Raw genomic sequence first — 22,535 nt, forward strand, 5'->3', positions numbered from 1 at the left:
CTTTGCAGCGGTTAAACGCTGGCCGATTATTGATTCTGAACCTGATACAGCGTCGCGCTGTCACCCCGGTCACTTTCCTGATGGTGCAAGACTGTTAACGATAAGTCGGTTGGAATCATTGCAGGGCCAGGGCCATGACGATTTTTGCTGACAATTAACAGATAGTCCGTTTGCTTGTTGAGGGTTTGCAAGCTGTGTTGTGTGATACGAAGTCGATCGCCGGCATACTGCTCCAGATAATAGGCACTAAACACATCCAGTGTTGCGACCCGACTATTGTCAGGTAATGTTGTTGCTGCCCATTTCGCCGTTGCGGGGAGATAAGACTTGGAATGACTTTGATAAACTGCATCGCCAAGGCTGTAAAGCAACAGCATGCCGATGATGAATAAAGGCACACGGCGCTTATTTTGGTAGCACTCATCAATAAAACCGCTGATCTTTGGCAATATCATCAAAAACAGACTGGTAAATGCCATCACACCGTAACGCGTTGTCATCAAATACGTATTCAATAACAACACATATAAAATTAAGCCATTTAAAAACAGGAAGTAAACAAGCGCAATTCGCTCTGTTTGGGGTAGCGGCGGACTCGGATAACGACTCGCCATTACCCACAGAATAAGATAGCTCACTGATAAGCCGAGTAAGATCTCACCAACAATGATGCCAAACAGAGCGCTAGCCAAAAACAAGCTGGCAGCATCCTCACTGACCGGATGCAGAATTTTATCGGCAATGAACTGACGGTTTTGTTCAAACAAAAACATAAACCGACTACTATCGGTGTAGTCAGCAATTAAGGAAAGTCGGCCAAATACCTCACTCCAGCCATCACTCAAGACAAGCAGTATCATCGCCCCAAACAGCGTTATTAGCGTCAAACCATAGAGTGAAAATATCTGTTTCGGCCAGCTGACTTGGCGTGATTGAAAACAAGCCAAAAGTGGCATTGCCAATAACAGAAATAGCGCCTCGATTCGAAATAAAAAGGCAATGAACGTATAGGCTTGCCAATACAGTCCATGGTGCAAAGCCCCTGTTCGCAGAAAATTGAGAAAGTGCAAAAGAGCCAGACTGACAAAAGCCCAATAGCCTACATCGCGCACAATAAAATCACGGTAATTATTCAGGCTTAAAAACAGCAAAATCAGTATCGCTGCAATGGCCAGCTGACGGCTGGGAATAATCAGCTTGGCACTTATGCGCAGTAAACTATCAGTAAATAAAACAAATAAAACAATATTGATGATGCTGGCACTGAATTGTGCTGATAGCCCTGAAATAGCGCTGAGAACTGCGGTCAAAATGGCATAGAAGGGCCAATCGTACAGATCGGCCATGGCTTGAAACCCGCCTTGTAACAGTGCCTCAGCCATCTGTACGTAAAGAATGCCATCTTTGTTGATGATGTCATCTGTCAAAAAAGCTTCTACAGACAATAAGGCACTACATAGCGCAACGAACCAGCGTAATTGGCTGAGTGAGAGTTGCTCAAATTGAATACGAGGCATGGCGGGCACTTATTTGTCCAGATCCGGGTTGGCCAGAAGTGACACGGCATCAATGCCGCGTAATTTGTTTTTAATTCTACGGTGGTTACGACGATTATGTTTTGGATTGCGTCGCAACTCAGGATTTAAAATCGAGGTAGCGTGGTTCAAATGATCAATATATTGGCCCAGCTCAGACGAGGGCAGGAATTTCATCTCATAGCCATGATCGCGCATCTTCTGATGCATGACTTTACCGGCAGTGGCATCACCATCAGCAAACCCCGTTGCTAATTGTTGAATAATATCGGTTTTATAGATGGCGCAATGGCTGCGAAGATAATGTAGGCTGGAATCCAGCCGTTCTGGTCGATAACCTTCATAGCCAAACCATTTATGCAGGGCATACTTCCAGCTTTGTTCAAAACGAATGCCCAGTTGCCTGAGGCGGGACTTTGATTCCAGCTTCCATGAACCAACACCTGCGACATTAGGCGAATCAAACTGCGCCAGTAAAAATTCCAGCCAGTCGCGACGCTTGATAAAGGTATCCGTATGGATGGATAAGACGTATGGGGTGGTGACCTGCTTTAAAGCCAAATCCAATGCACGTGAATGGGCTTGAACCCCAGTTTCGCCGGGCACAGCTGGTCGTTCTATCAGGGTTATCCATGGCAGGCTGCGTAAATACTCTGTTGACTCGTCGTTAGAATCGTTATCGATGACAATGACATCGGCCAGCGCCGGATCGGTATGGTGTCGAATCAGGCGAAGACAAATTTGCGTAATCAGCAGGGTTTTGTAATTCGGGACTAAAATGGTGACCAGTTTTTGCGACATACAGATAAATCACTATTAAACGAAAAATTCTGGCGCTACTTTATCAGGCGTCAGTTGCTGCATGCATTTATGATGACCTTGTGGGCAAACCCGCTGAAAGCAAGGACCACAATCCACCTCTATCTGTTTAATTTTTGCCAGCGTTGATAATGGTGGTGTAAATGCCGGGGAGGTCGGCCCGTAAATAGCAGTCAAAGGTTTACCTAATGCCGCTGCAACATGCATTAATCCGGAATCATTTGAAACGACCTGATCCGCTGTCGCCAGTAAATCGATAGCTTCTGCCAAGGCTGTTTTTCCCGCCAAATTAAAAATTGAATGACCAGCCTGTTCACTGGTCGCGGCAACAATTTGATCGGCAACCGTTCTATCCGCCTTGGAACCAAAAATCATGACCTGCCAGCCGGCGGCAATGGCCTTGTCAGCCAGTTTTGCATAGTACGTGGCAGGCCACTGCTTTGCCGGGCCAAACTCGGCCCCGGGACATAAAGCCAACCGGCGCCTTGCTGGAGATTTGGTCGGGATAAAGTGGTCAGGCTGATCACCCGCAATCATGGACGGTGCCTGCCAGTCAGGTTTTTGGTCAGCGGTGCGCGCGGGGCCGGCCAGAGATACAAATCGTTCGACCATTAAGGGTAAAGCCGATTTATTCAGTCGACGCAAATCATTCAATAAGCCATAACGCATTTCACCGCGCCAACCAGTGCGTTTGGGTACTTTCGCAAACCATGGAATCAAGGCCGACTTCCAGGAGTTGGGTAGCACAATTGCCTGTTGGTACTGGCCACGCAGGGTTTTTCCGATGTGCCAACGTTGACCAATCGCCATCATGCCATGGCCAACAGGCATATCGATTGCCTGACGCACTTCTGGCATCCGCTCCAAAAGTGGTCGGGTCCATGCGGGTGCCAGGACATCAATTGAGGCTTGCGGTTGAATCCGTTTTAGCGCTTTAAATAACGATTGTGCCATTACCATATCGCCTACCCAGGATGGGCCGACAATCAGGATCGCAGATGAGTGTGGCGCGCCCATGAGCCTCAATGCATCATGCTATGCGACAGATAAATAAAAATGACGCCAGCAGAAATCAACAAGGTTTGTTGTAAGGTTTCGCTGGGCCGAACACGTGAATGCAGGCCAGGGATCAAATCGGCAACGGCAATGTAAATAAAGCTCGATGCTGCCACCACCAAGACATAAGGTAAAAGCTGTTCCATTTCAGCCAGTAAAAAGTAGGCGAATACCGCACCGATAACGGTTCCCATGCTTGACAAGATATTGAAATACAATGCCTTTTTGCGACTGTAGCCACTGTGCAATAAAATGACAAAATCGCCTAATTCTTGTGGGATTTCATGCGCAGCAATAGCTAATGCGGTGACAATACCGAGGTGCACGTCGGTCATAAACGCAGCAGCGATTAAGATGCCATCGACAAAATTATGAATCGTATCACCAATCAGAATCAGTGGTCCTGCGGCCTTGCCATGATGCTGATGGGCATTGTCGTCGTGATGATCGTGACCGAGTTCAGGAATATGCTCATGCCCATGATGGCTATGGCAGTGCCGCCATAACACCAATTTTTCCAGTAAAAAGAAACTCAGTAAGCCCAGCAGCAAGGTGAGCCCCAAGCTATGTGCTTCCACTGCAAATTCGTGCTCAATAGCATGGGGAATTAACCCTAAAAAAGAGGCGCCAAGCAAGGCACCAATGGCAAAACTGACTAGATAAGGCACAGCATGGCTGCGCGCTTGCTGAGATAACAGTAAAAAGCCAGCGGCAAATCCAACGCTCAGCAAGCCACCAATCAGACTAAAAAAGACTATCCAGACAAGTAAATCCATAGGGTCACGTCAGTTTATAAATAGTCAGATCATACCTTATTCAGGGGTGATCCAGATAAGAGATGCCATTCTGCCTGTCACGCCATCGCGCCGATACGAAAAAAACTGTTCGGGTGATCCTAGGGTGCAGGCTTGTCCGCCATAAATATGCGAAACGCCTGCAGCACGAAGACGATACCGGGCAAGCTGGTAAATGTCTGCCAAATGATGACCGGGCCGGTTAGCTTTGAATGCCGCTTTTGCTGTCGCATTGTGTGCGATAAAAATGTTGCGGACTTCATCACCGACTTCAAAGGCAGCAGGGCCGATGGCGGGGCCGAGCCAGGCATAAAAATCGCTGGCTGGGTGATTCAGTTGAGTGAGTGTTTGCTCAACGATACCATTAGCAAGTCCCCGCCAACCCGCATGTATTGCGGCCACCTGTTTGCCATGACGATGACTTAACAAGATGGGAAGACAATCTGCCGTCAGAATGGCGCACACCTGGTTTGTTTGGCTGGTGATAATGGCATCCGCCTCAATGCCGCTTCGCCAGTCACGACTCTCGATGACAGTGCAGGAATGCGTTTGTTGTAACCACATAGGCGTGTTGGGGAGGTCAGCATTAATTTGTAATGAGTGACGATTATGCTGAACGTGTTGCGGCAGATCACCGACATGATCGCCAAGATTCAGACTATCAAATGGTGCTTGACTTATCCCGCCCTGTCGCGTGGTCGTCAATGCCCGAACAGTAGTGGGAATGGGCCAGTCAGGCGTAAGCCAGGTGTTAGCTTTCACTGCGTGGAATATGCAAATAGTCACGCCAAGCGGCATACAATGTTTCGTCACATGCAGCACAAGTTGAGCGTGTTTGCAGGTCGCGGATAAAAACGTCGTCATCCTGTAAGGTGCAGGCAAAACCACCAGCTTCTTTTAGAATCAGTTGAGCCGCGGCGTAATCCCATAAGTGCTGTTTACCATGCAGATAAATATGGGCTCTGCCAGCCGCAAGCCAACACAATTCCAAGGCAATGGAGCCTAAGCTGCGCTGTGAGCCATACGGCTTTTCTTGAACCAGTCTTTGCGCTAGCGGCGCGGGCAATCGTTTAAAATCGACAATCGCCAGACATTGATTCAAGGTCAGTCCGCTAGGCTCCGAGCGTAATGGTGTTTGATTACAAAAGGCACCTTGGCCCTTTGCTGCAGCAAAGCATTCATCTAGTGAGGGGTCATAAACGATACCATGAGTCACTTGGCCCGCTTCAACCAATGCCAATGAAATCGAAAAAAAAGGCATGCCGGCGGCAAAGTTACTGGTGCCATCAATGGGGTCTAAAATCCACAATGGACCCTCTTCGGCAAGCATGGCCTGCTGCTCGCGCAGCGGCATTTCTTCGCCCAGCAATCGTGAGCCTGGGTAGAGCTGAATAACAGCCTCCCCCAGCTTTTGCTGAATCACTTGATCAGCCAACGTGACGACACTGCCATCTGCTTTGTAGCGGCGTTCGACCGTGTTTAAAAGTGGCATGAGTTCTTGCTGTACAGTCAGCGTGACCAAACGTTGTAATTGCAGCAAATCAATTTTCATAAACCAAGTATAGCAGTGATTTGTCAGCCTGCAGCCTGTAAACTGCGCTTAATTAAAACTGCCCCAGTCTGCTATGAGAACATTGCGTTTTTACTATCCTGGTCCCTATTTGTGGGATGCCGAGTTTGAATTACCTGCAGCGATTTGTCGGCATGCGGTGCAAGTATTACGACTCAAAGCGGGCAGTGAAATTCACTTGTTTGACGGTGTGGGTAATGAATATCTTGCCGTACTCACCTCGGTAGATAAACGATCCAGTTGGGCTCGTCTGGAGCGCCAGTTAGCGGTTCAAAACGAATCACCATTGGCGGTCACCTTGTTGCAAGGCATCTCGCGTGGGGAAAGGATGGATTACGCGATTCAAAAAGCGGTAGAACTTGGCGTCAGTGACATTGTGCCGGTGGTGACTGAACGCTGTAATGTATCGCTTTCTGCAGAACGTGCCGAAAAACGACACCTTCACTGGCAAGGCGTTATGGTCGCCGCCTGTGAACAAAGTGGTCGGGCGGTGTTGCCGGTCTTGCAGTCGGTGCAGCCATTAGAAGAGGCTATTCACACAACAAAAGGCACTTGTCGACTTGTTTTAGACCCGCAATCAGGGCAGTCAATGCAAGCATTAGCAAAGCCTGAAGCTGTGACGCTTCTAATAGGACCAGAGGGAGGGCTGAGTGACCGGGAAGTTGCGCAGGCAGTTGAGGCGGGTTTTACGCCAATTCAATTTGGGCCGCGCGTCTTACGGACGGAAACGGCCTCAGCAGCGGCGTTAGCGGTTGTTCAGGCTTTGTGGGGAGATTTGGCATGACTGACAGCAGCATCATTTTAATTTGTTTGGCGGTAATAGGTTGGTTCTGGTGGGATAGCCGCGGCGTTGCCGAGCATGCAACGCGCGTCGCTAAACAATATTGCCAATCAATGCATGTCAGCTTTCTCAATGATACGGTGGCTTGGAAGAAAGTCCGTCTCAAGCGTAATCCGAAAGGTCGGGTGACACTTGAGCGGAGTTATTTCTTTGAGTTCACCAGTGATGGCAGTTTGCGCTATCGGGGAGAGGTCGTGATGTTAGGCAAACGGGTTAAATCTGTGAGTCTTGACCCTCACCGCATGGCAGGTTAATGGTACTGATGTCGACACCGCCGCAAGTGATGACGCGCCAGTCTGCTTTACAAAAGGCCATTGAAATACTGGGAACACAACCGATTGCTCGCCAAGATGCCGAAACTTTACTGTGTCATGTACTCGGCTGTACGCCCACCAGTCTTATCAGTCACAGCGAATCCTGGCTGACCGAATCACAATGGCAGCAGTTTCAGGCGTTGCTTGGCCAGCGTCAGCTTGGTCATCCGATCGCATACTTAACTCAGGAGCGCGGCTTTTGGGATATGAATTTACAGGTGTCGCCGGCGACATTGATTCCGCGTCCTGATACAGAGTTACTGGTGGCGCAAGCCTTAGAAAAAATCCCGAAAAATGCGTTTTGCGCTGATATTGGTACCGGCACCGGTGCGATTGCCCTGGCAATGGCGGGTGAACGCCCTGACAGCTATTGGCTGGCGTGTGACTTGTATGCAGCGACCTTGCAGATTGCAGTGGCAAATGCACGTCGCAATCAACGTGATAATGTACATTTTGTGCAAGGCGATTTAGCCAACATGCTGGCCTGCGAAAGTCTGGACCTGTGTGTCAGTAACCCACCTTATATTGCTGACGCTGATCCGCATCTAATGCAAGGTGATTTACGCTTTGAGCCTCGCCATGCGCTGGCATCAGGGCAGGATGGCTTGGACGCCATTCGGTTACTTGTTCAGCAGGCTTACCGTGTCCTCAAACCACAAGGCTGGCTGATGATTGAACATGGCTGGCAGCAAGCCGCGGCCGTTCAGGCGTTATTCAGACAGGCCGGATTTACTGAAATCACGGCTTGTCAGGACTTTGGTGGACAGGATCGGCTTGTGATTGGCCGCAAAAGACGCGTCGATACGGTAAAATCAGACTCATGAATGACCAGCAGTTGTTACGTTATGGCAGGCATATTTTGTTGCCGCACCTGGAATATGAGGGTCAGCAACGCTTGCTGGCCAGTCGTGTCATGGTTATTGGTCTTGGTGGTCTTGGGTCGCCGGTGGCTTTATATCTGGCTGCAAGTGGTGTCGGCGAGCTGGTTTTGGTTGATGATGACACGGTCGCGTTGTCGAACCTGCAGCGACAAATTCTGCACCAAACAAACTCAGTCGGTGAGTTAAAGACCGTTTCAGCGGCAGCCCGTCTGTCCGATTTGAACCCCGAAATTAAATTGCAGTTAATTCCCGAGCGGCTCAATGCCGCGCGCTTGCGAGCGCAATTGGCAAAGACTGATGTCATGGTGGATTGTACAGACAGCTTTGCCAGCCGCTTTTTGCTGAATCAGCTCTCTCAAGAAACAAAAACGCCTTTGGTCTCTGCCGCCGCAATCCGCTGGGAGGCGCATATCACGGTGTTTGACCCCCGCGAGGCAACGGCAGGCTGTTATCGATGCTTGTACAATGATGAACAAGCCGATACCGAACAGCGTTGTGCCGAGAGTGGTGTGTTATCACCTTTACTGGGCGTCATGGGGAGTTTGCAGGCCGTGGAAACGATTAAATTACTGACGGCCAGTGGTCAGACCTTAACGGGACGAATGCTGGTCGTGGATGCGTTAACAATGCAGCTGCGGGAAATTCGCTTGTCGCCCGATCCTGCTTGTCCGGTTTGTCAGTCGTCAGGAAAAAAACTATGACAATAAAACAGAGTGTGCGGCTTTCTCGGCCATTGGTAAATGCCTTACTTCACGAGGCGCAGATTTCATCAGACAAAACGATTGCGGGTCTGGTGACGCAAAGAGAAAGCACGTTTCGTTGCCAGCCAATTCAGGCGCAATCGGATGGTGCAGGGGTATTTTTCGCCATTAGTGCGGCAGAGCGGCGTGTGGCGATTCAAGCCGCGGAACAACAAGGTGGCCAATTGTTTGCCGTCTATCAATCTTATCCGAAAGCACCGGCTTTGCCGGCGGTAACCGATGCTGACGTAGCTGGCCTGCCAGAAACGTTATATCTGGTTATCTCGCTGAATACGAAAGGTGTGTTGGAAATGCGTGGGTTTCAACGGCAAGCAAACCAACTGGAAGAAGTGGATTTAATGATATGAGTGATTACAACGAAGCAGCGTTGATAGAAGCTGCTGACATTGCCCTGCAACATGCCCGTAAATTGGGCGCCAGCGAAGCGGAAGTCGGCGTTTCCTTTGGCCGAGGCCTATCAATCTCGGTTAGGCAGGCCGAAATCGAGACACTTGAGCATAATAATGACACTGGCTTAGCGGTAACGGTGTTTTTGGGGAAAAGTAAAGCCTCAGCCAGCACGTCCGATTTACGCCCTGAAGCCATTCAGGAAGCGGTTGCAATGGCTTGTAATATTGCACGCTTTACTCAGGAAGATGCCTATGCTGGCTTGCCTGAAGCCAGTTTGATGGCGACCACCTTTCCGGATCTATCGCTTTATCATCCGTGGGATATTAGTCCTGACGCGGCGATTGAATTGGCGATGCAATGTGAGCAGGCAGGTCGCGATGTAGATAGCCGTATTTCCAATTCTGAAGGCGCCAGTGTTTCTACTCATGAAGGACTTCGTGTGTATGGAAACAGCCATGGCTTTATTGGCAGCAGAGCGTCCAGTCAACACAGCATTGGTTGTTCGTTGATTGCCAAGGATGCTACCGGCATGCAGCGGGATTATTGGTACGATCAGGCCCGCCGCGCAGCGGATCTTCAGGATGTCGTTACGATCGGTAAACGGGCGGCACAGCGCACCTTGGCACGCTTATCACCACAAACGGTGACTACCGGGCATTACCCGGTGTTATTTTCAGCAGAGATTGCCGGCAGTTTGTTTGGTCAGTTGATAGCAGCAATTCGCGGTGGTGCGTTGTATCGTCAATCGAGTTTCCTGCTCGATAAACTGGGCAAACAGATTTTTCCTGAATTTATGCACATTCATGAGCAGCCACATTTACCGACCGCCATGGGTAGTGCCAGCTTTGATGCCGAAGGGGTGGCAACGCAGGCGCGCGATATTATTCGAGATGGCATTTTGCAAGGCTATGTGCTCGATACCTATTCCGCCAGAAAATTGGGCATGCAAACGACGGCAAACGCAGGCGGTGTGCACAATCTGACGGTTGCGCCGGGGCCAATGGACTTTGAGGGCTTGCTAAAACAAATGGACACTGGTGTTATCGTCACAGAAACCATGGGCATGGGGACCAATATTGTGACTGGTGATTACTCTCAGGGTGCTGCCGGTTTCTGGGTAGAAAACGGAACAATCCAGCATGCGATTGATGAATTTACGATTGCGGGCTCCTTGCAATCCATGTTTAAAGATATTGTTGCGGTTGGCAATGATGTGGATTTACGTGGCAATACGCGCAGTGGTTCCGTTCTTATTCAACAGATGATGGTAGCTGCTTAGGGTTGCTGATTTATTGCGCCAAGTCGTCAATTAAGCATGTGATATCAGTTAAATGCGCAACAGCAAATAAGCGGCTCAGTGTTTCGCGTAGTTGTTTGACCTTATGGCTATTGTGTTGGCGTAATGCAGTCAGTTGTTGCTGTAAATCGGTTGATTTTGACCATGTCCCTGACTTGACCGGAGCAAGGTGGCAGTGAAAAACATATTGTTCCTCGGCGGCGATCGCCCGCCGAAGCAGGACTTTTCCGGCTGGACTTGCTAACGGTGGATCAGTCTGAATTTGCCATCCTTGACCCGCATTTCGAAATACAACAATCAAAGCGTTCCAGCTTTGTTGTTGTTCGGTCAGTGGTAATTTAATTTCTGCTGTGAGTCGGCCAGCGTGATCATTGATGGCGGACCAAAGCGGCATTTTTTCTGCTGCCTGGTTGATTTCTGAACTGGCGACAGATTGAAGGAGACGATTATTTTGACTGTCCAAACCAAAATATAACAAGGTGTCATGTAGATGTTGACGAAGGGTGTCAGCAAAAAGACGGCTCGTAGTGTGCAGGAATTTATCTGCATGACAAAGCCGTAAAGTAGGTCGATTTTTGCGCATGACATCGATAAAAAACGTATTAACGGCAGTCGTGCAACTTGACGTAATACGTTTGAGCCCAAGGCGTGTTTGCCCCTGCCATTGTGACTGATTTCGAACTTCATAGGGTAAGTTGGTCAGTTTGAGTTTGGTTTGCCCCTGCCAACGAACAAAATCGAGATTAACCCGGCTGCCAATGGTCAGGTTGATGTGACTTGGAATTTGTAAAGAAACCCCTGCAATCGAAACTTCTTCAGAAACATATTCACCAACATGATCGGGTAAGTGCAGCCGCACTGGCGTCCGAATTTGGTAACGTTCCTCATGACGTTCAAGGTGCAGAACCAAGGGTTGCGGCTCAGGCATGGTTTGGCTTTTTTCAAGCAATTTCTGGGCGGCATGGGATGAGCTACGACGCTTGATTAGAGCAATCAACCCATCAAGTTGTGTGATTTGAAAAAGATGTTGGCATTGTGATAGCTGCGCCACCAATTGCGAAGTGGTCTCAGGTTGAAGCTCCTGTAATGGAAGAAACGCCTGCTGAACAGTATCGGTGTCGAAGGTTGTTGGCTGTTGTTGAACCCAAAACAGTTTATCCTCAACCGTCAAGCTGGATAACCATGATGACAGGTCATCATGATGTTGCAGATCGCGGATCTGCAGTTCCCCAGAGGGGGTAAGCACCATGATGAAAGATTGACTGGCATTCCACGTCTCAAATGTGGATTTTTGCTCGGAAAGCAAGGTAAAGAGATCATTAGCCAGCGTCTTCATTTCTGGCTGAGCATGAATAAAAATTGGCCGACTTGCAGCATCGGGACACCATAACAAGAGCTGCGGCAAAGACTGGCAATAAAGACGAAGTAAGTATTCGCTGGCAAGATTACTTAAATCATTGTCCAGATCTAATAGGTTTTCAGCATGTTGTTGGCTTATCCAGTCAGTCAGCCAATTCTCTAGTACTTTGTTCTTATCCGGATTGAGAAGAATAACCGCTTGGGTGTAGCGCGCATCGTGTGAGACCTTAAGAAGACGACAAGCAATATCGGTCAATAAGCCTTCGGGCGCACTTTCCTGGAGAGCAGGTAAACTTAACCATAAAGATTGGCCCGCTGAAATCTGATGGGCGCGTCGCATTGATATCCGAATAGCCGTTGCGCTGATATTCAACGTGCCGGCATGGTATTGCACTTCACCGGTATCTATTAAGACGCTGGTAGTCAAGTTCAGTCTCGGTTCCTGCCGACTGATTAAATGATCAAAAGAAACCAGGTTAATGTTGTTTGCGGGCTGCGCGATTGCAACGGAGCGCGCTGTCTGCTGAGCTCCATTATCCTGTTCCAACAAGCGCTTTAACGCCTTTTGCCATCGTTCGTAAACACCAATTGTAAATTGATTGTGATTTTGCTCTAACAGGCTTTTAAGCAAGACATAGCTACGATCATCCAGATAATGAACTCGGTCACCCATTTGATAAGCCTGACACTCTCCGGGGACACGTCCACGGAGATCGATGTGGCGTAAGCAAGGTTTTTGCAGGCGCTGACGTTCCAGCTGCTCCAGAAAAAGTTTGTTTTGTTCGCGGCTAGAGGATTGCGCCATACATCAGTTAAGCCACTCAGCTGGCGTTTTGGCCTGAATACTGAGGGCGTGGATGGAGGATTGCATCATATCGCCAACCGCGTCAAAGACCAGACGGTGACGTTTTAAGGGTAATAATCCTGTAAATGCTTCGCTGACAATCAGGATTTTGAAATGGCCACCGCCTGTATTGCCAGCATGGCCCGCGTGCAAATGACTTTCATCGATGATTTCCAGTTTATCTGGAGATAAAGCCATCAATCGCTGTTTTAATTTCTCTTCGGTACTCATGGTAAAACCGGCCGAAAAGGCTTTACTGTCACTTGTGCGTAGACATCTGCTTTCACATAGGGATCATCATTAGCCCAGCGCCGGGCCTCATCTAAATCATCAAATTCTGCAACAACCAAACTCCCGGTAAAACCTGCTTCACCGGGATCTTCAGAATCCACCGCCGGATGCGGGCCGGCAAGCAATAGTCTTCCTTGTTGTTGTAATTGTTGTAGCCTTGCTAAATGATCGGGCCGCGCCGCCAGTCGTTGATTGAGACGGTTAGGCTTATCTTCACTGATGATCGCATACCACATCAGTTTGAGCCTCCAGATTTAGGTAATTCTGTGGCATGTTTGGCTAGATAGAGTGACTGGGCAACAATGAAAACCAAAGTTAACCCCAGCATGCCAAATAGTTTGAAGTTAACCCACGTTTCTTCTGAAAAACCATACGCAACATATAGGTTTAAGATGCCTGAGCCAATAAAAAATAAAATCCAGGCAATATTCAGTCGGTTCCAGATGGCCGCTGGCATCTGCACGTGTTGCCCCATGAGTCGTTCTAATAACGTTTTATCGGTAAACAATTGAGCGCCAATGAATCCGGCGGCAAACAACCAGTTGACAGCAGTAGGTTTCCACATGATGAAATCCGGATTTTGCAGCCATAAAGTCGCTGCCCCAAGCACCGTCACAAGGACAAGGGTAACCAGGTGGACTTTTTCAACTTTACGATAACGCAACCAGCTGTAGCTGACTTGCATCAGTGTCACGACCATCATTACAGCCGTTGCGGCATAAATACCGGCAACCTCGTAACTTTGACCATTAAATTCATAGGTTCCGCCGCCGAATTTATAAGCGACAAAAAATAAAATAATCGGTAGAAAATCGTTGAGTAATTTCATAATTGTATTCTGAGCCTGCGAGAATCTGCATTCTAACGTAAAATTGACTTTATGACTGCCAGCCAGCTTATCTATGACCTGCATTGCCATTCAAATGCTTCCGATGGTGCCTTGCCACCGGCAGATTTGGTCCATCTTGCCGTTGAAAAAGGGGTTGATGTGTTGGCGTTGACGGATCATGATGGAACGGAAGGAATAATGGCAGCAAGACAGGCTGCTGCCAGTTTGCCAATTCAACTTGTGGCTGGCTTGGAAATATCGGTTACCTGGTCACAAACAACCATTCATATCGTGGGTTTACACGTCGATATTAACAATACGATGCTGCAGCAGGGACTAGCTCGACTGCGGGATTATCGACGTGATCGAGCGTTGGCGATAGCGCACAGACTGGATAAAGCCGGTATTCCTGATGCGTATGCCGGGGCCAGTCAGTATGCGTCTGAAACCATGTTAGGGCGAATGCATTTTGCGCAGTTTTTGGTCGATCAAGGTCATGCCAAAGATACCCGCGACGTGTTTAAACGTTTTTTAGTGCGAAATAAACCGGGCTATGTGCCTGGAAATTGGGCTGATCTGGATCAGGCACTTGACTGGATTCATGGTGCAGGCGGCCAGGCAGTCATTGCACATCCGGCGCGATACAAAATCACTGCAACCAAATTACGTCGATTAATCGCTGACTTTAAAGCCTGTGGTGGCGAAGGCTTTGAAGTCTGCTCAGGTAGACAACATGCGGATGAGGTGCGACATCTGGCAACCTTGGCTAACCGACATGAACTATTAGCGTCCTGTGGCAGTGATTTTCATAGCCCGGCACAGAGCTGGACGGAATTGGGCAAAATAACGCCTTTACCTGCATCAGTGACCCCGATCTGGTCCAACTGGCCAGTTAGACATTAAATTGGAATTTTTATGAGTCAGTTTTTTCAGATCCATCCTGACAACCCGCAGCCCCGTCTTATAAAGCAGGCCTGTGAAATGATCCGTCGTGGTGGGCTGGTCGTTTATCCAACCGATTCTGGCTATGCCGTTGGTTGCCATATCGGTGATAAAACTGCCATGGAACGTATTCGTCGCCTGCGACAACTCGACGCAGATCATAATTTCACACTGGTTTGCCGGGATTTATCTGAGCTCTCTGTTTATGCCCGGGTAAACAATGCGGTATTTCGTTTAATCAAAGCGCATACACCGGGGCCATATACGTTTATTTTACCGGCCACCAAAGAAGTACCGCGTCGTTTACAACATGCCAAGCGAAAGACCATTGGCTTACGTATTCCAACGCATAATATCGCCTTAGCCCTATTGGCAGAATTAGATGAGCCGCTAATGAGTTCGACGCTTATTCTGCCCGGCGAAAGTCAAGTGATGACTGAGGCAGATGACATTGTCGATGCGATAGGAAAACAGGTTGAGTTGATTATTGACGGTGGGGCCTGTAGTGCTGAGCCAACGACCGTCGTTGCCTTTACTGAGGATATGCCGGAGGTGATTCGAGTCGGACAAGGCAATCCGCAATCGTTTGAAAGTGCATGACGACAGTGGTTTGGTGGGCGGTGCCCTTTATCATCATCTGGGTAATAGGACTGCTGGCTGCCCGGGCTGACTGGGGGGGAGCGCATGTCAACTGGCTGGATGGTTGGACCCGAATTTTATGCCGCTGCCTTCACGGCTTGAAACAGCAGTCCTTGCCCTTACCCGAAACAGGGGGGGCGATCGTGATTGCCAATCATGTGTCAGGCGTGGACCCCCTGTTATTAATTGCTGCTAGCCAACGGCCACTACGATTTCTGATAGCCCGTGAACAGTATCAGCGTTTCGGTCTTCAGTGGTTGTTTCGGGCTGCAGGTTGTATTCCAGTAGATCGTTCTGGCAGGCCAGAGCAGTCTTTGCGTGAAGCGCTGGCAGCATTACGGCATGGCGAAATTATCGCCTTGTTTCCACATGGCAAAATTCATCTTGACCACGATCCGCCACGGCCTATCAAAGCCGGTTTTGCTCGACTTGCGGCTTGGGCACAGGTGCCGGTGACAGCAGTACGAATAGATGGGGTTAAAGCACAGGGCTCAGTCTTGCTGGCACCCTGGGTGCCTGATAATGTTCAGTTAACGCATACCGTACTATCGACGGCTGATGAAGCAACCTTACTCACTGCAGCCAAGATGGCCATTGAAGTACCTCGACATCAATCTGAGCACACTTGATATTTTGCCCACCTGCCCCATTTTGCTAATTAACTTAGTTTTTATAGGGACTTTCGGTTATGCAATTCGATAAATTAACCAGCAAGTTTCAAGCGGCGCTTGGTGAAGCGCAAAGTCTTGCTGTTGGCAAAGATCACCAGTTTATTGAACCGGCACATTTGATGTTGGCGCTATTAAAGCAGCAAGGAGGCACGGTGCGCCCGTTGTTAGCGCAAAGTGGTGTCAATGTCACGGCCTACCAACAAGATCTGGAACAACAATTAAATCGTTTAGCGAGTGTGGAAGGAAATAGTGGAGAGGTCCATATTTCCGCTGATTTGAATCGATTGTTGAACGTGACGGATAAATTGGCGCAGAAACGGGGTGATCAGTTTATCTCCAGCGAATTGTTCGTGCTGGCAGCGGTTGCCGACAAAAATCATATGGGAGCGTTGTTGCGCCAGCATCACGCTTCAGAAGCCAGTATTAACGCGGCAATTGAACAACTGCGTGGCGGTGATAAGGTGACTAACCCGAATGCCGAAGAACAGCGTCAAGCATTAGAAAAATACACTATCGATCTGACAGCTCGTGCTGAAGCGGGCAAATTGGATCCAGTAATTGGGCGTGATGATGAAATTCGTCGCACCGTTCAGGTTTTGCAGCGACGCACCAAGAATAATCCAGTGCTTATCGGTGAGCCGGGGGTCGGTAAAACGGCTATTGTTGAAGGTTTGGCGCAACGCATCGTTAATGGTGAAGTGCCAGAAGGGATGAAACATAAACGGGTGCTCTCCCTTGATATGGGCGCATTGATTGCCGGTGCCAAATTCCGGGGTGAATTTGAAGAACGATTAAAAGCCGTTCTGAATGATTTGGCCAAGCAAGAAGGGTCGGTGATCCTGTTTATTGATGAAATTCATACCATGGTTGGTGCTGGTAAAGCCGAAGGATCGATGGATGCCGGCAATATGCTGAAACCGGCGTTAGCACGAGGTGAACTGCACTGCATTGGCGCGACGACCCTGGACGAATATCGTCAATATGTTGAAAAAGATGCGGCCCTTGAACGACGTTTTCAAAAAGTCATCGTAGGTGAACCCACGGTTGAATCAACCATTGCGATTCTGCGTGGCTTGAGCGAACGCTACGAAGTGCATCATGGTGTCGAGATTACCGATCCGGCCATTGTCGCTGCAGCAACCTTGTCACATCGCTATATCACTGATCGGAAATTGCCGGACAAGGCAATTGATCTGATTGATGAGGCCGCCAGCCGTATTCGTATGGAGATTGATTCCAAGCCTGAAGCCCTGGATAAGCTGGAGCGTCGGCGGATCCAACTTAGAATTGAGCAGGTGGCGCTCAAAAAAGAGCGTGATGACGCCTCAAAAAAACGGTTGGAAACGCTTGAATCTGAACTAAACAATCTGGATCGGGAGATAGCGGATCTTGAAGAGGTATGGAAGTCTGAAAAAGCGGCATTACACGGTAGTCAGCATATCAAGGAAGCCCTAGAAAAGGCACGGATGGAACTGGAGTCTGCGAACCGAACCGGTGATTTGGAAAAAATGTCTGAACTGCAATACGGACGCATCCCGGCATTGGAAAAACAGCTCGCATCTGCAACGGAAGCCGACGAAAAGCAACAATTCACATTGCTGCGCAATAAAGTTGGCGAAGAAGAGATTGCCGAGGTCGTTTCAAAATGGACGGGTATTCCAGTCTCAAAAATGCTGGAGGGTGAGCGTGAAAAACTGCTGCAAATGGATGCGGTTTTACAGCAGCGTGTTGTCGGACAAACGGAAGCCGTCAGTGCTGTTTCAAATGCGATTCGACGGAGTCGCGCCGGTTTGTCCGATCCAAACCGACCGAATGGATCGTTTTTATTCCTCGGCCCAACCGGGGTGGGCAAAACGGAACTGTGCAAGTCCCTGGCCAGTTTCTTATTTGATACACAAGACGCGATGGTTCGTATCGACATGTCCGAATTTATGGAAAAACATTCGGTGGCACGGTTGGTTGGTGCCCCGCCGGGTTATGTGGGTTACGAAGAAGGCGGTTATTTGACTGAGGCGGTTCGTCGTAAACCATATTCGGTCATTTTGCTTGATGAAGTCGAAAAAGCGCATCCGGATGTGTTTAATATTTTGTTACAGGTATTGGATGACGGCCGTCTGACCGATGGTCAGGGTCGCACCGTGGATTTCCGTAACACGGTAATTGTGATGACCTCTAATCTTGGCTCTAACGTGATTCAGGAGATGGCTGGCGAGGATAATTATGCGCAAATGAAGTCGGCCAACATTTCCGGCCAGAGTTTATTAATCGTGTAGATGATGTCGTGGTTTTTCATCCATTACAGCAGGCACAGATTCGAGCTATTACCGATATTCAGCTAGCGCACTTACGGCAACGGCTGGCAGAGCGAGACCTGACCCTGTCGTTGACTGATGCCGCTTTGGATCATATCGCTGAAGCGGGGTTTGATCCGGTTTATGGTGCCCGGCCTTTAAAGCGGGTGATTCAGCATGAGCTGGAAAATCAATTAGCACAGGATTTGCTGGCGGGTAAGTTTCGTCCTGGGCAAATCATTCAAGTCGATGCTGATGCACAGGGCCTGCAATTTCATCACGAATTGAAACACTAAAGTGTCTTGCCTCTCAATATGGCGCTGCGGTCTAAGGCAGCGCCATATTGACCTAATTTTGTTCTGACATGGCGGCGGTTGGTGGCGCCGTTTTATAATGCGTGACATACAAAGCGGTACCCGTCAGTAATAAGCCCCCCACCAGATTGCCCAGGACGACTGGAATTTCGTTCCAGAAAAGCCAATCACCGATGGTAATATCGGCACCCATTAACATTCCCATCGGGAACAAAAACATATTCACAACGCAATGTTCAAATACCAGACCAAAGAATAAGGCGATGGGCAACCACATGGCGATGACTTTGCCACCTACCGTGCTGGAAATCATGGCACCAACGACACCCACTGAGACCATCCAGTTACAGAGAATGCCAGCCACAAAGACAGTTAGCCAGCCTGCCCCACCATGTACGGCAAAGCCCAGTGTTCTGGCTTCTGCAGCTCGAGCAATCGCCTGACCGGCGGCGCCTGGTTCTTGTGAAAAACCAAACGTCCAGAAAATACTCATCAGCAATACAGTCGTTAACGCACCGAACAAATTACCAACCAGCACTAATCCCCAGTTTTTTAACATGCCCTTGAGGGTACAGCCCTGACGTTTATCAAACAGGGTCAGTGGTACTAGCGCAAAAACGCCAGTTAACAAATCAAATCCGAGCAGATTTAGTAAAACAAAACCAACTGGAAACACCAGTGCTCCAACGATTGGCAGCCCGGTCTGTACGGCTGCGGTCACGGCAAAAGCGACGGCCAGCGTTAAGATGGCACCGGCCATGTAAGCGCGAATCAGCACATCTCGCGGTGCCATTTTAATTTTGCTTTCACCCGTATCGACCATTTTTTTGGCGAACTCGTTCGGTGTTAAATAAGCCATAAGTGCTCCAAGACAGAAAGTAAACCAGTAAGCTAAATGCATCTTTTGTGCCGGTCATGAAATGCATTTCAAATCAATATGTTGGGGTGGCTGTGTTATCTGGATAATATTTTCTTGCACCAATTCAGGTTAGGGCTGTGAGCAGCTTGCACCATGAAATAGCAGCAACGCGATCAGGGAGGAGACCAATACCGGTCAGCACGGAGTTTATCAGCGGGCCTGCCGATATAAAAACCTTGAGCGTAATTGACACCGTAGCTGCGAAGCAGTGTTAACACTTCGTGGTTTTCGACAAACTCTGCCACGGTTCTGCGACCCAGCCCCGTCGCGACATCAATTAATGCCTTGACGAATAATTGGTCATCCGCATTGATATGCAAGTCCTTGATAAAAATACCATCAATTTTGATGATATCTACAGGTAATTCCCGAATGTAATTAAATGACGAAAAGCCAACGCCAAAATCATCCAGTGCAAATTGGCACCCTAATGTTTTAATGGTTTGCATCATGGTCTTGGCTCGCGCTAAATTAGCGACCGCCACGGTTTCTGTGACTTCGAAAATCAGTCCGGACGGCTCAACGCGGTATTGTCTAATCAGTGCTTTTAACAGTGGCAACAGTTCAGTAGAGTCAATCATTGCCGCTGATAAATTGATGGCCAGCCGGATAGCCGGTTTTTGCTGCTGTAACTCAGCCAGTTTTTTAATACTGGCTTCGACAACATAACGATCTATCTGACGAATCAGACCAGTTTGCTCAGCGATATCAATAAATTTTCCCGGCAGACAGGTTTCGCCAGTCGCCGGATCATACATTCGAATTAATACTTCGTAATGATCGATAGCGTTGGTGCTGAGTTCTAGGATCGGTTGAAAGTGCAGGATGAAAAGCTGATTTTCCAGTGCGTTTTCAATTTGATTTTTCCAAAAAACACGCGTTTCCAATGTTTGACGCGTCTGGTCGTCGGGTGAAAAAACATGGAAATTATTTTTGCCCGTACTTTTGGCCTGATACATAGCCAAATCAGCAAAGCTCATTAATTCATGGATACTGGCCCCATTGAGCGGGTAATGAACGATGCCAATGCTGGCAGAGACTTTGTGGCGAATACCGGCAGCTTCAAAATGAATTGAGGCCAACGAAGACAGAATTTTTTGCGCCAGAATTCTGGCCCCGGCATCATCACTTTCTGGCATCAGCACTGCAAATTCATCACCGCCTAAACGGGCGACCAAATCGGTAAAGCGGGTAATTTGTTTCAAGGTTTTCGCAACCATGTTCAGCAGCTCATCGCCGCTCTTATGGCCGCTGGTATCGTTGATATCTTTGAATTGATCTAAGTCCAGATACAGCAAGGTATTGTTGTGGTGATAACGTACCGCCGTGCGGAGTGACTTTTCAAACTCTTCAGTAAATTTACGACGATTGCACAAGTCCGTCAGGGGATCATGTTCAGCCAACCAGACAATCCGTTTTTCCGCTTCTTTTTGATGGGTGATATCCATACCCACTGATAAAATAACGGCCCGCTCATCATCATTTGCTAGTCGTGAATGCAGCCAGGATATATGTTTGACCTGTCCTCGACGGTCGATGAGTTCGGCTTCTTGGCTGGCCAGAGATAATCGACCCTCTAAAAGCTCCTGAAAACGTGCTCTTGCTTCCAGCCAGTTACCCGCTGGAAATAGTCGTGCAACGTCGGTTTCCAGTATGTCTTTTTCGGCATAGCCAGTGAGTTGTTGAGCAAACGCATTAATCAAGGTGACCTGTAATTGATCATCAATGGTCATGATCACCAATTGTGCGGTATCCAGTAGGCTCTTGATGAAGTCGCGTTCATTTCGTAGCGCATCTGATTTGCGTTGGATGAGCTGTGCCCGTTGAAACCGACCCTGAGCAAGCTGCTCCAGTTTATTGGTCAACTGCAAGCTGGCCTGGCGTAATTTGGCAATTTCTGGTTCGTGAATCTGAGCCGGTAATTCAGCAAACTGTTGTTTTGCCTGCTCATATTTTTGTGCCGACAGTAGCGGTAAGGTGTCGCCAATGGTGATGAGTTGTTCGTATCGTTGTACACGGCGAAAATAATGCACGCCGGAGAGCAACAGTGCCAACAGGACAAGCACAGCAAACGCTAGACTGAAATAGAGTCCTAAGTCGACGTGACTGGTTTGCGTCAATTGCCGACTGATTAAGTAATAAACGATACCCAGTGATAACGTGCCAGACAGGGCAATGGCAAAAAAACAGTTGCGTGCTGATTGCCAGTGAAATTGAAATTGCCGTCTGCCTGTCATGATCCTCTGATCCCCTATCGCCTCTTAACTAACGTCGCAGTCTGCTCTATTGTGGCCCAATTTGTTGGTCTAGACTCGTTGTTCACTTCGGCTGATTCGCCTCAAAACCCAATCAAAGCAACGCGTCGGCAATAACCATTTCAGCGTTGCCAGTAAATATGTGGGAAAAGTAACAAAATACCGTAATTTTGGCCGACGCGACTCAACAACATGAATGACTTTAGCTGTGACCGCCGCCGCAGGCAGAGTAAATGGCGCGGTTGGGCCTGATTGGGTTAATCTTTTTTCCATTGCTGCATAAATAGAGTGATGGGCACTTTGCTCAGGGAAAATATGCTTTTTGTACTGCAACATGGCATTTGCCCGAAAGGCGCTGGTAATCGGGCCAGGTTCAATCAAACTGATGGCAATATTGGTGCCATGCAGCTCTAGCCGTAAGGTATCGACCAAGCCTTCTAATGCAAATTTACTGGCGTTATAAGCACCCCGATAGGGGAGAGCCACTAATCCTAATACCGAGCTGTTATAGACAATACGCCCAGCCGCTTGACGTCGCATAATTTGAATAACCTGATTGGTTAATTGCTGAGTACCGATGACATTGGTGTTAAATTGGGCCATTAGCGCAGCGCGGCTTAAGTCTTCAACCGCACCGGGTTGTCCGTATGCCGCGTTGTTAAATAACACATCTATTCGACCATCCAGATGGGTTAATGCGGTTTTGAGTCCAGCTGCGATAACTTTATCATCATCCAGATCGAGCAATACGACGGTGAGCCCGGCATCCTGTAGTGAACGCAGATCAGCCGATTTTCTCACTGTGCCGACGACACGGTGGCCTCGGGCATGTAGCGAGAACAAAGCATCCCGACCGATTCCGGTGGCGCATCCAGTGATTAAAATATGTTTCGGTTTCGCCATTTTTTTCATATGCTGCACAA

The 22,535-nt window shown here is 48.6% G+C and carries 22 protein-coding genes and 1 pseudogene; 10 read left to right on the plus strand and 13 right to left on the minus strand.

Annotated elements, in window-relative coordinates:
* Window positions 1-26: 26 nt before the first annotated feature.
* The 6 genes from Q7C_RS10795 to Q7C_RS10820 are packed head-to-tail and all read right to left on the minus strand — an operon-like array spanning window position 27 to window position 5,756.
* On the minus strand, window positions 27-1,517 hold the full coding sequence (locus Q7C_RS10795) for a hypothetical protein (RefSeq protein ID WP_151194761.1): 1,491 nt from the start codon (window positions 1,515-1,517) through the stop codon (window positions 27-29).
* A gap of 9 nt (window positions 1,518-1,526) precedes the next feature.
* Entirely contained in the window at window positions 1,527-2,336 is an 810-nt protein-coding gene (locus tag Q7C_RS10800; protein ID WP_014704809.1) for a glycosyltransferase family 2 protein, read from the minus strand.
* A gap of 15 nt (window positions 2,337-2,351) precedes the next feature.
* The gene (waaF, locus tag Q7C_RS10805) at window positions 2,352-3,371 is read right to left on the minus strand and encodes a lipopolysaccharide heptosyltransferase II (RefSeq protein WP_041366709.1); all 1,020 of its coding nucleotides are present in this window, start codon (window positions 3,369-3,371) and stop codon (window positions 2,352-2,354) included.
* Window positions 3,372-3,376: 5 nt separating this feature from the next.
* The gene (locus tag Q7C_RS10810) at window positions 3,377-4,186 is read right to left on the minus strand and encodes a ZIP family metal transporter (RefSeq protein ID WP_014704811.1); all 810 of its coding nucleotides are present in this window, start codon (window positions 4,184-4,186) and stop codon (window positions 3,377-3,379) included.
* A gap of 36 nt (window positions 4,187-4,222) precedes the next feature.
* Entirely contained in the window at window positions 4,223-4,966 is a 744-nt protein-coding gene (gene pgeF, locus Q7C_RS10815) for a peptidoglycan editing factor PgeF (protein ID WP_041366710.1), read from the minus strand.
* Window positions 4,956-5,756 (minus strand): inositol monophosphatase family protein, encoded by an 801-nt coding sequence (locus Q7C_RS10820; RefSeq protein ID WP_014704814.1) that lies wholly within the window; start codon window positions 5,754-5,756, stop codon window positions 4,956-4,958. Before Q7C_RS10820 ends, pgeF begins: the two co-directional genes overlap by 11 nt.
* 73 nt (window positions 5,757-5,829) lie before the next feature.
* Here Q7C_RS10820 and Q7C_RS10825 point away from each other — a divergent pair, with 73 nt between their 5' ends.
* The 6 genes from Q7C_RS10825 to pmbA are packed head-to-tail and all read left to right on the plus strand — an operon-like array spanning window position 5,830 to window position 10,240.
* The gene (locus tag Q7C_RS10825; protein WP_041366711.1) at window positions 5,830-6,558 is read left to right on the plus strand and encodes a 16S rRNA (uracil(1498)-N(3))-methyltransferase; all 729 of its coding nucleotides are present in this window, start codon (window positions 5,830-5,832) and stop codon (window positions 6,556-6,558) included.
* Window positions 6,555-6,869, plus strand: a complete 315-nt coding sequence (locus Q7C_RS10830; protein ID WP_014704816.1) for a DUF3301 domain-containing protein — start codon at window positions 6,555-6,557, stop codon at window positions 6,867-6,869. Before Q7C_RS10825 ends, Q7C_RS10830 begins: the two co-directional genes overlap by 4 nt.
* An 8-nt stretch (window positions 6,870-6,877) precedes the next feature.
* Entirely contained in the window at window positions 6,878-7,753 is an 876-nt protein-coding gene (gene prmC, locus Q7C_RS10835) for a peptide chain release factor N(5)-glutamine methyltransferase (protein ID WP_014704817.1), read from the plus strand.
* Window positions 7,750-8,511: a HesA/MoeB/ThiF family protein gene (locus tag Q7C_RS10840; protein WP_014704818.1), complete on the plus strand. Its 762-nt coding sequence runs from the start codon at window positions 7,750-7,752 to the stop codon at window positions 8,509-8,511. The genes prmC and Q7C_RS10840 overlap by 4 nt, the downstream gene beginning before the upstream one ends.
* On the plus strand, window positions 8,508-8,918 hold the full coding sequence (locus tag Q7C_RS10845) for a Mov34/MPN/PAD-1 family protein (RefSeq protein ID WP_014704819.1): 411 nt from the start codon (window positions 8,508-8,510) through the stop codon (window positions 8,916-8,918). Before Q7C_RS10840 ends, Q7C_RS10845 begins: the two co-directional genes overlap by 4 nt.
* Complete coding sequence (gene pmbA, locus Q7C_RS10850) at window positions 8,915-10,240, plus strand: metalloprotease PmbA (RefSeq protein ID WP_014704820.1); 1,326 nt, start codon at window positions 8,915-8,917, stop codon at window positions 10,238-10,240. Before Q7C_RS10845 ends, pmbA begins: the two co-directional genes overlap by 4 nt.
* A gap of 10 nt (window positions 10,241-10,250) precedes the next feature.
* Here pmbA and Q7C_RS10855 read toward each other — a convergent pair whose 3' ends face one another.
* From Q7C_RS10855 to Q7C_RS10870, 4 genes are read right to left on the minus strand one after another with little or no spacing between them, the layout of a single operon-like run.
* Entirely contained in the window at window positions 10,251-12,422 is a 2,172-nt protein-coding gene (locus tag Q7C_RS10855) for a PilZ domain-containing protein (protein WP_014704821.1), read from the minus strand.
* Window positions 12,423-12,425: 3 nt separating this feature from the next.
* On the minus strand, window positions 12,426-12,692 hold the full coding sequence (locus Q7C_RS10860) for a BolA family protein (RefSeq protein WP_014704822.1): 267 nt from the start codon (window positions 12,690-12,692) through the stop codon (window positions 12,426-12,428).
* Window positions 12,689-12,988, minus strand: coding sequence for a YciI family protein (locus Q7C_RS10865; RefSeq protein WP_014704823.1), 300 nt, complete (start codon window positions 12,986-12,988; stop codon window positions 12,689-12,691). The genes Q7C_RS10860 and Q7C_RS10865 overlap by 4 nt, the downstream gene beginning before the upstream one ends.
* Window positions 12,988-13,581, minus strand: a complete 594-nt coding sequence (locus Q7C_RS10870; protein WP_014704824.1) for a septation protein A — start codon at window positions 13,579-13,581, stop codon at window positions 12,988-12,990. The genes Q7C_RS10865 and Q7C_RS10870 overlap by 1 nt, the downstream gene beginning before the upstream one ends.
* A 51-nt stretch (window positions 13,582-13,632) precedes the next feature.
* On the opposite strand from Q7C_RS10870, the gene Q7C_RS10875 reads away from it, so the two are divergent.
* The 4 genes and pseudogenes from Q7C_RS10875 to clpB all read left to right on the plus strand — a co-directional run bounded on the left by Q7C_RS10875 (window position 13,633) and on the right by clpB (window position 18,420).
* The gene (locus Q7C_RS10875; protein WP_014704825.1) at window positions 13,633-14,484 is read left to right on the plus strand and encodes a PHP domain-containing protein; all 852 of its coding nucleotides are present in this window, start codon (window positions 13,633-13,635) and stop codon (window positions 14,482-14,484) included.
* A 12-nt stretch (window positions 14,485-14,496) separates the two neighbouring features.
* Window positions 14,497-15,123, plus strand: a complete 627-nt coding sequence (locus Q7C_RS10880; protein ID WP_014704826.1) for an L-threonylcarbamoyladenylate synthase — start codon at window positions 14,497-14,499, stop codon at window positions 15,121-15,123.
* Window positions 15,120-15,791, plus strand: coding sequence for a lysophospholipid acyltransferase family protein (locus Q7C_RS10885; protein WP_014704827.1), 672 nt, complete (start codon window positions 15,120-15,122; stop codon window positions 15,789-15,791). Before Q7C_RS10880 ends, Q7C_RS10885 begins: the two co-directional genes overlap by 4 nt.
* A gap of 59 nt (window positions 15,792-15,850) precedes the next feature.
* A pseudogene (gene clpB, locus Q7C_RS10890) lies at window positions 15,851-18,420 on the plus strand (ATP-dependent chaperone ClpB).
* A gap of 52 nt (window positions 18,421-18,472) precedes the next feature.
* Here the strand turns inward: clpB and Q7C_RS10895 are convergent.
* From Q7C_RS10895 to Q7C_RS10905, 3 genes are all read right to left on the minus strand, one after another.
* Entirely contained in the window at window positions 18,473-19,297 is an 825-nt protein-coding gene (locus Q7C_RS10895) for a formate/nitrite transporter family protein (protein ID WP_014704828.1), read from the minus strand.
* 173 nt (window positions 19,298-19,470) lie between these two features.
* Window positions 19,471-21,594 carry a putative bifunctional diguanylate cyclase/phosphodiesterase gene (locus tag Q7C_RS10900; protein WP_014704829.1) on the minus strand — a complete coding sequence of 708 codons (2,124 nt, stop codon included), beginning with the start codon at window positions 21,592-21,594 and terminating at the stop codon, window positions 19,471-19,473.
* A gap of 69 nt (window positions 21,595-21,663) precedes the next feature.
* On the minus strand, window positions 21,664-22,515 hold the full coding sequence (locus Q7C_RS10905) for an SDR family NAD(P)-dependent oxidoreductase (RefSeq protein WP_041367137.1): 852 nt from the start codon (window positions 22,513-22,515) through the stop codon (window positions 21,664-21,666).
* Window positions 22,516-22,535 lie beyond the last annotated feature (20 nt).

The organism is Methylophaga frappieri, from assembly GCF_000260965.1.
GTDB classification, from domain to species: Bacteria; Pseudomonadota; Gammaproteobacteria; order Nitrosococcales; family Methylophagaceae; genus Methylophaga; species Methylophaga frappieri.

What these genes read in the sequence shown, in the direction of transcription:
- Q7C_RS10795 (WP_151194761.1), bottom strand. Translation starts at nt 1,517, where the DNA reads ATGCCTCGTATTCAATTTGAGCAACTCTCACTCAGCCAATTACGCTGG.
- Q7C_RS10800 (WP_014704809.1), bottom strand. Translation starts at nt 2,336, where the DNA reads ATGTCGCAAAAACTGGTCACCATTTTAGTCCCGAATTACAAAACCCTG.
- waaF (WP_041366709.1), bottom strand. Translation starts at nt 3,371, where the DNA reads ATGGGCGCGCCACACTCATCTGCGATCCTGATTGTCGGCCCATCCTGG.
- Q7C_RS10810 (WP_014704811.1), bottom strand. Translation starts at nt 4,186, where the DNA reads ATGGATTTACTTGTCTGGATAGTCTTTTTTAGTCTGATTGGTGGCTTG.
- Q7C_RS10820 (WP_014704814.1), bottom strand. Translation starts at nt 5,756, where the DNA reads ATGAAAATTGATTTGCTGCAATTACAACGTTTGGTCACGCTGACTGTA.
- Q7C_RS10825 (WP_041366711.1), top strand. Translation starts at nt 5,830, where the DNA reads ATGAGAACATTGCGTTTTTACTATCCTGGTCCCTATTTGTGGGATGCC.
- Q7C_RS10830 (WP_014704816.1), top strand. Translation starts at nt 6,555, where the DNA reads ATGACTGACAGCAGCATCATTTTAATTTGTTTGGCGGTAATAGGTTGG.
- prmC (WP_014704817.1), top strand. Translation starts at nt 6,878, where the DNA reads ATGTCGACACCGCCGCAAGTGATGACGCGCCAGTCTGCTTTACAAAAG.
- Q7C_RS10840 (WP_014704818.1), top strand. Translation starts at nt 7,750, where the DNA reads ATGAATGACCAGCAGTTGTTACGTTATGGCAGGCATATTTTGTTGCCG.
- Q7C_RS10845 (WP_014704819.1), top strand. Translation starts at nt 8,508, where the DNA reads ATGACAATAAAACAGAGTGTGCGGCTTTCTCGGCCATTGGTAAATGCC.
- pmbA (WP_014704820.1), top strand. Translation starts at nt 8,915, where the DNA reads ATGAGTGATTACAACGAAGCAGCGTTGATAGAAGCTGCTGACATTGCC.
- Q7C_RS10855 (WP_014704821.1), bottom strand. Translation starts at nt 12,422, where the DNA reads ATGGCGCAATCCTCTAGCCGCGAACAAAACAAACTTTTTCTGGAGCAG.
- Q7C_RS10860 (WP_014704822.1), bottom strand. Translation starts at nt 12,692, where the DNA reads ATGAGTACCGAAGAGAAATTAAAACAGCGATTGATGGCTTTATCTCCA.
- Q7C_RS10865 (WP_014704823.1), bottom strand. Translation starts at nt 12,988, where the DNA reads ATGTGGTATGCGATCATCAGTGAAGATAAGCCTAACCGTCTCAATCAA.
- Q7C_RS10870 (WP_014704824.1), bottom strand. Translation starts at nt 13,581, where the DNA reads ATGAAATTACTCAACGATTTTCTACCGATTATTTTATTTTTTGTCGCT.
- Q7C_RS10875 (WP_014704825.1), top strand. Translation starts at nt 13,633, where the DNA reads ATGACTGCCAGCCAGCTTATCTATGACCTGCATTGCCATTCAAATGCT.
- Q7C_RS10880 (WP_014704826.1), top strand. Translation starts at nt 14,497, where the DNA reads ATGAGTCAGTTTTTTCAGATCCATCCTGACAACCCGCAGCCCCGTCTT.
- Q7C_RS10885 (WP_014704827.1), top strand. Translation starts at nt 15,120, where the DNA reads ATGACGACAGTGGTTTGGTGGGCGGTGCCCTTTATCATCATCTGGGTA.
- Q7C_RS10895 (WP_014704828.1), bottom strand. Translation starts at nt 19,297, where the DNA reads ATGGCTTATTTAACACCGAACGAGTTCGCCAAAAAAATGGTCGATACG.
- Q7C_RS10900 (WP_014704829.1), bottom strand. Translation starts at nt 21,594, where the DNA reads ATGACAGGCAGACGGCAATTTCAATTTCACTGGCAATCAGCACGCAAC.
- Q7C_RS10905 (WP_041367137.1), bottom strand. Translation starts at nt 22,515, where the DNA reads ATGGCGAAACCGAAACATATTTTAATCACTGGATGCGCCACCGGAATC.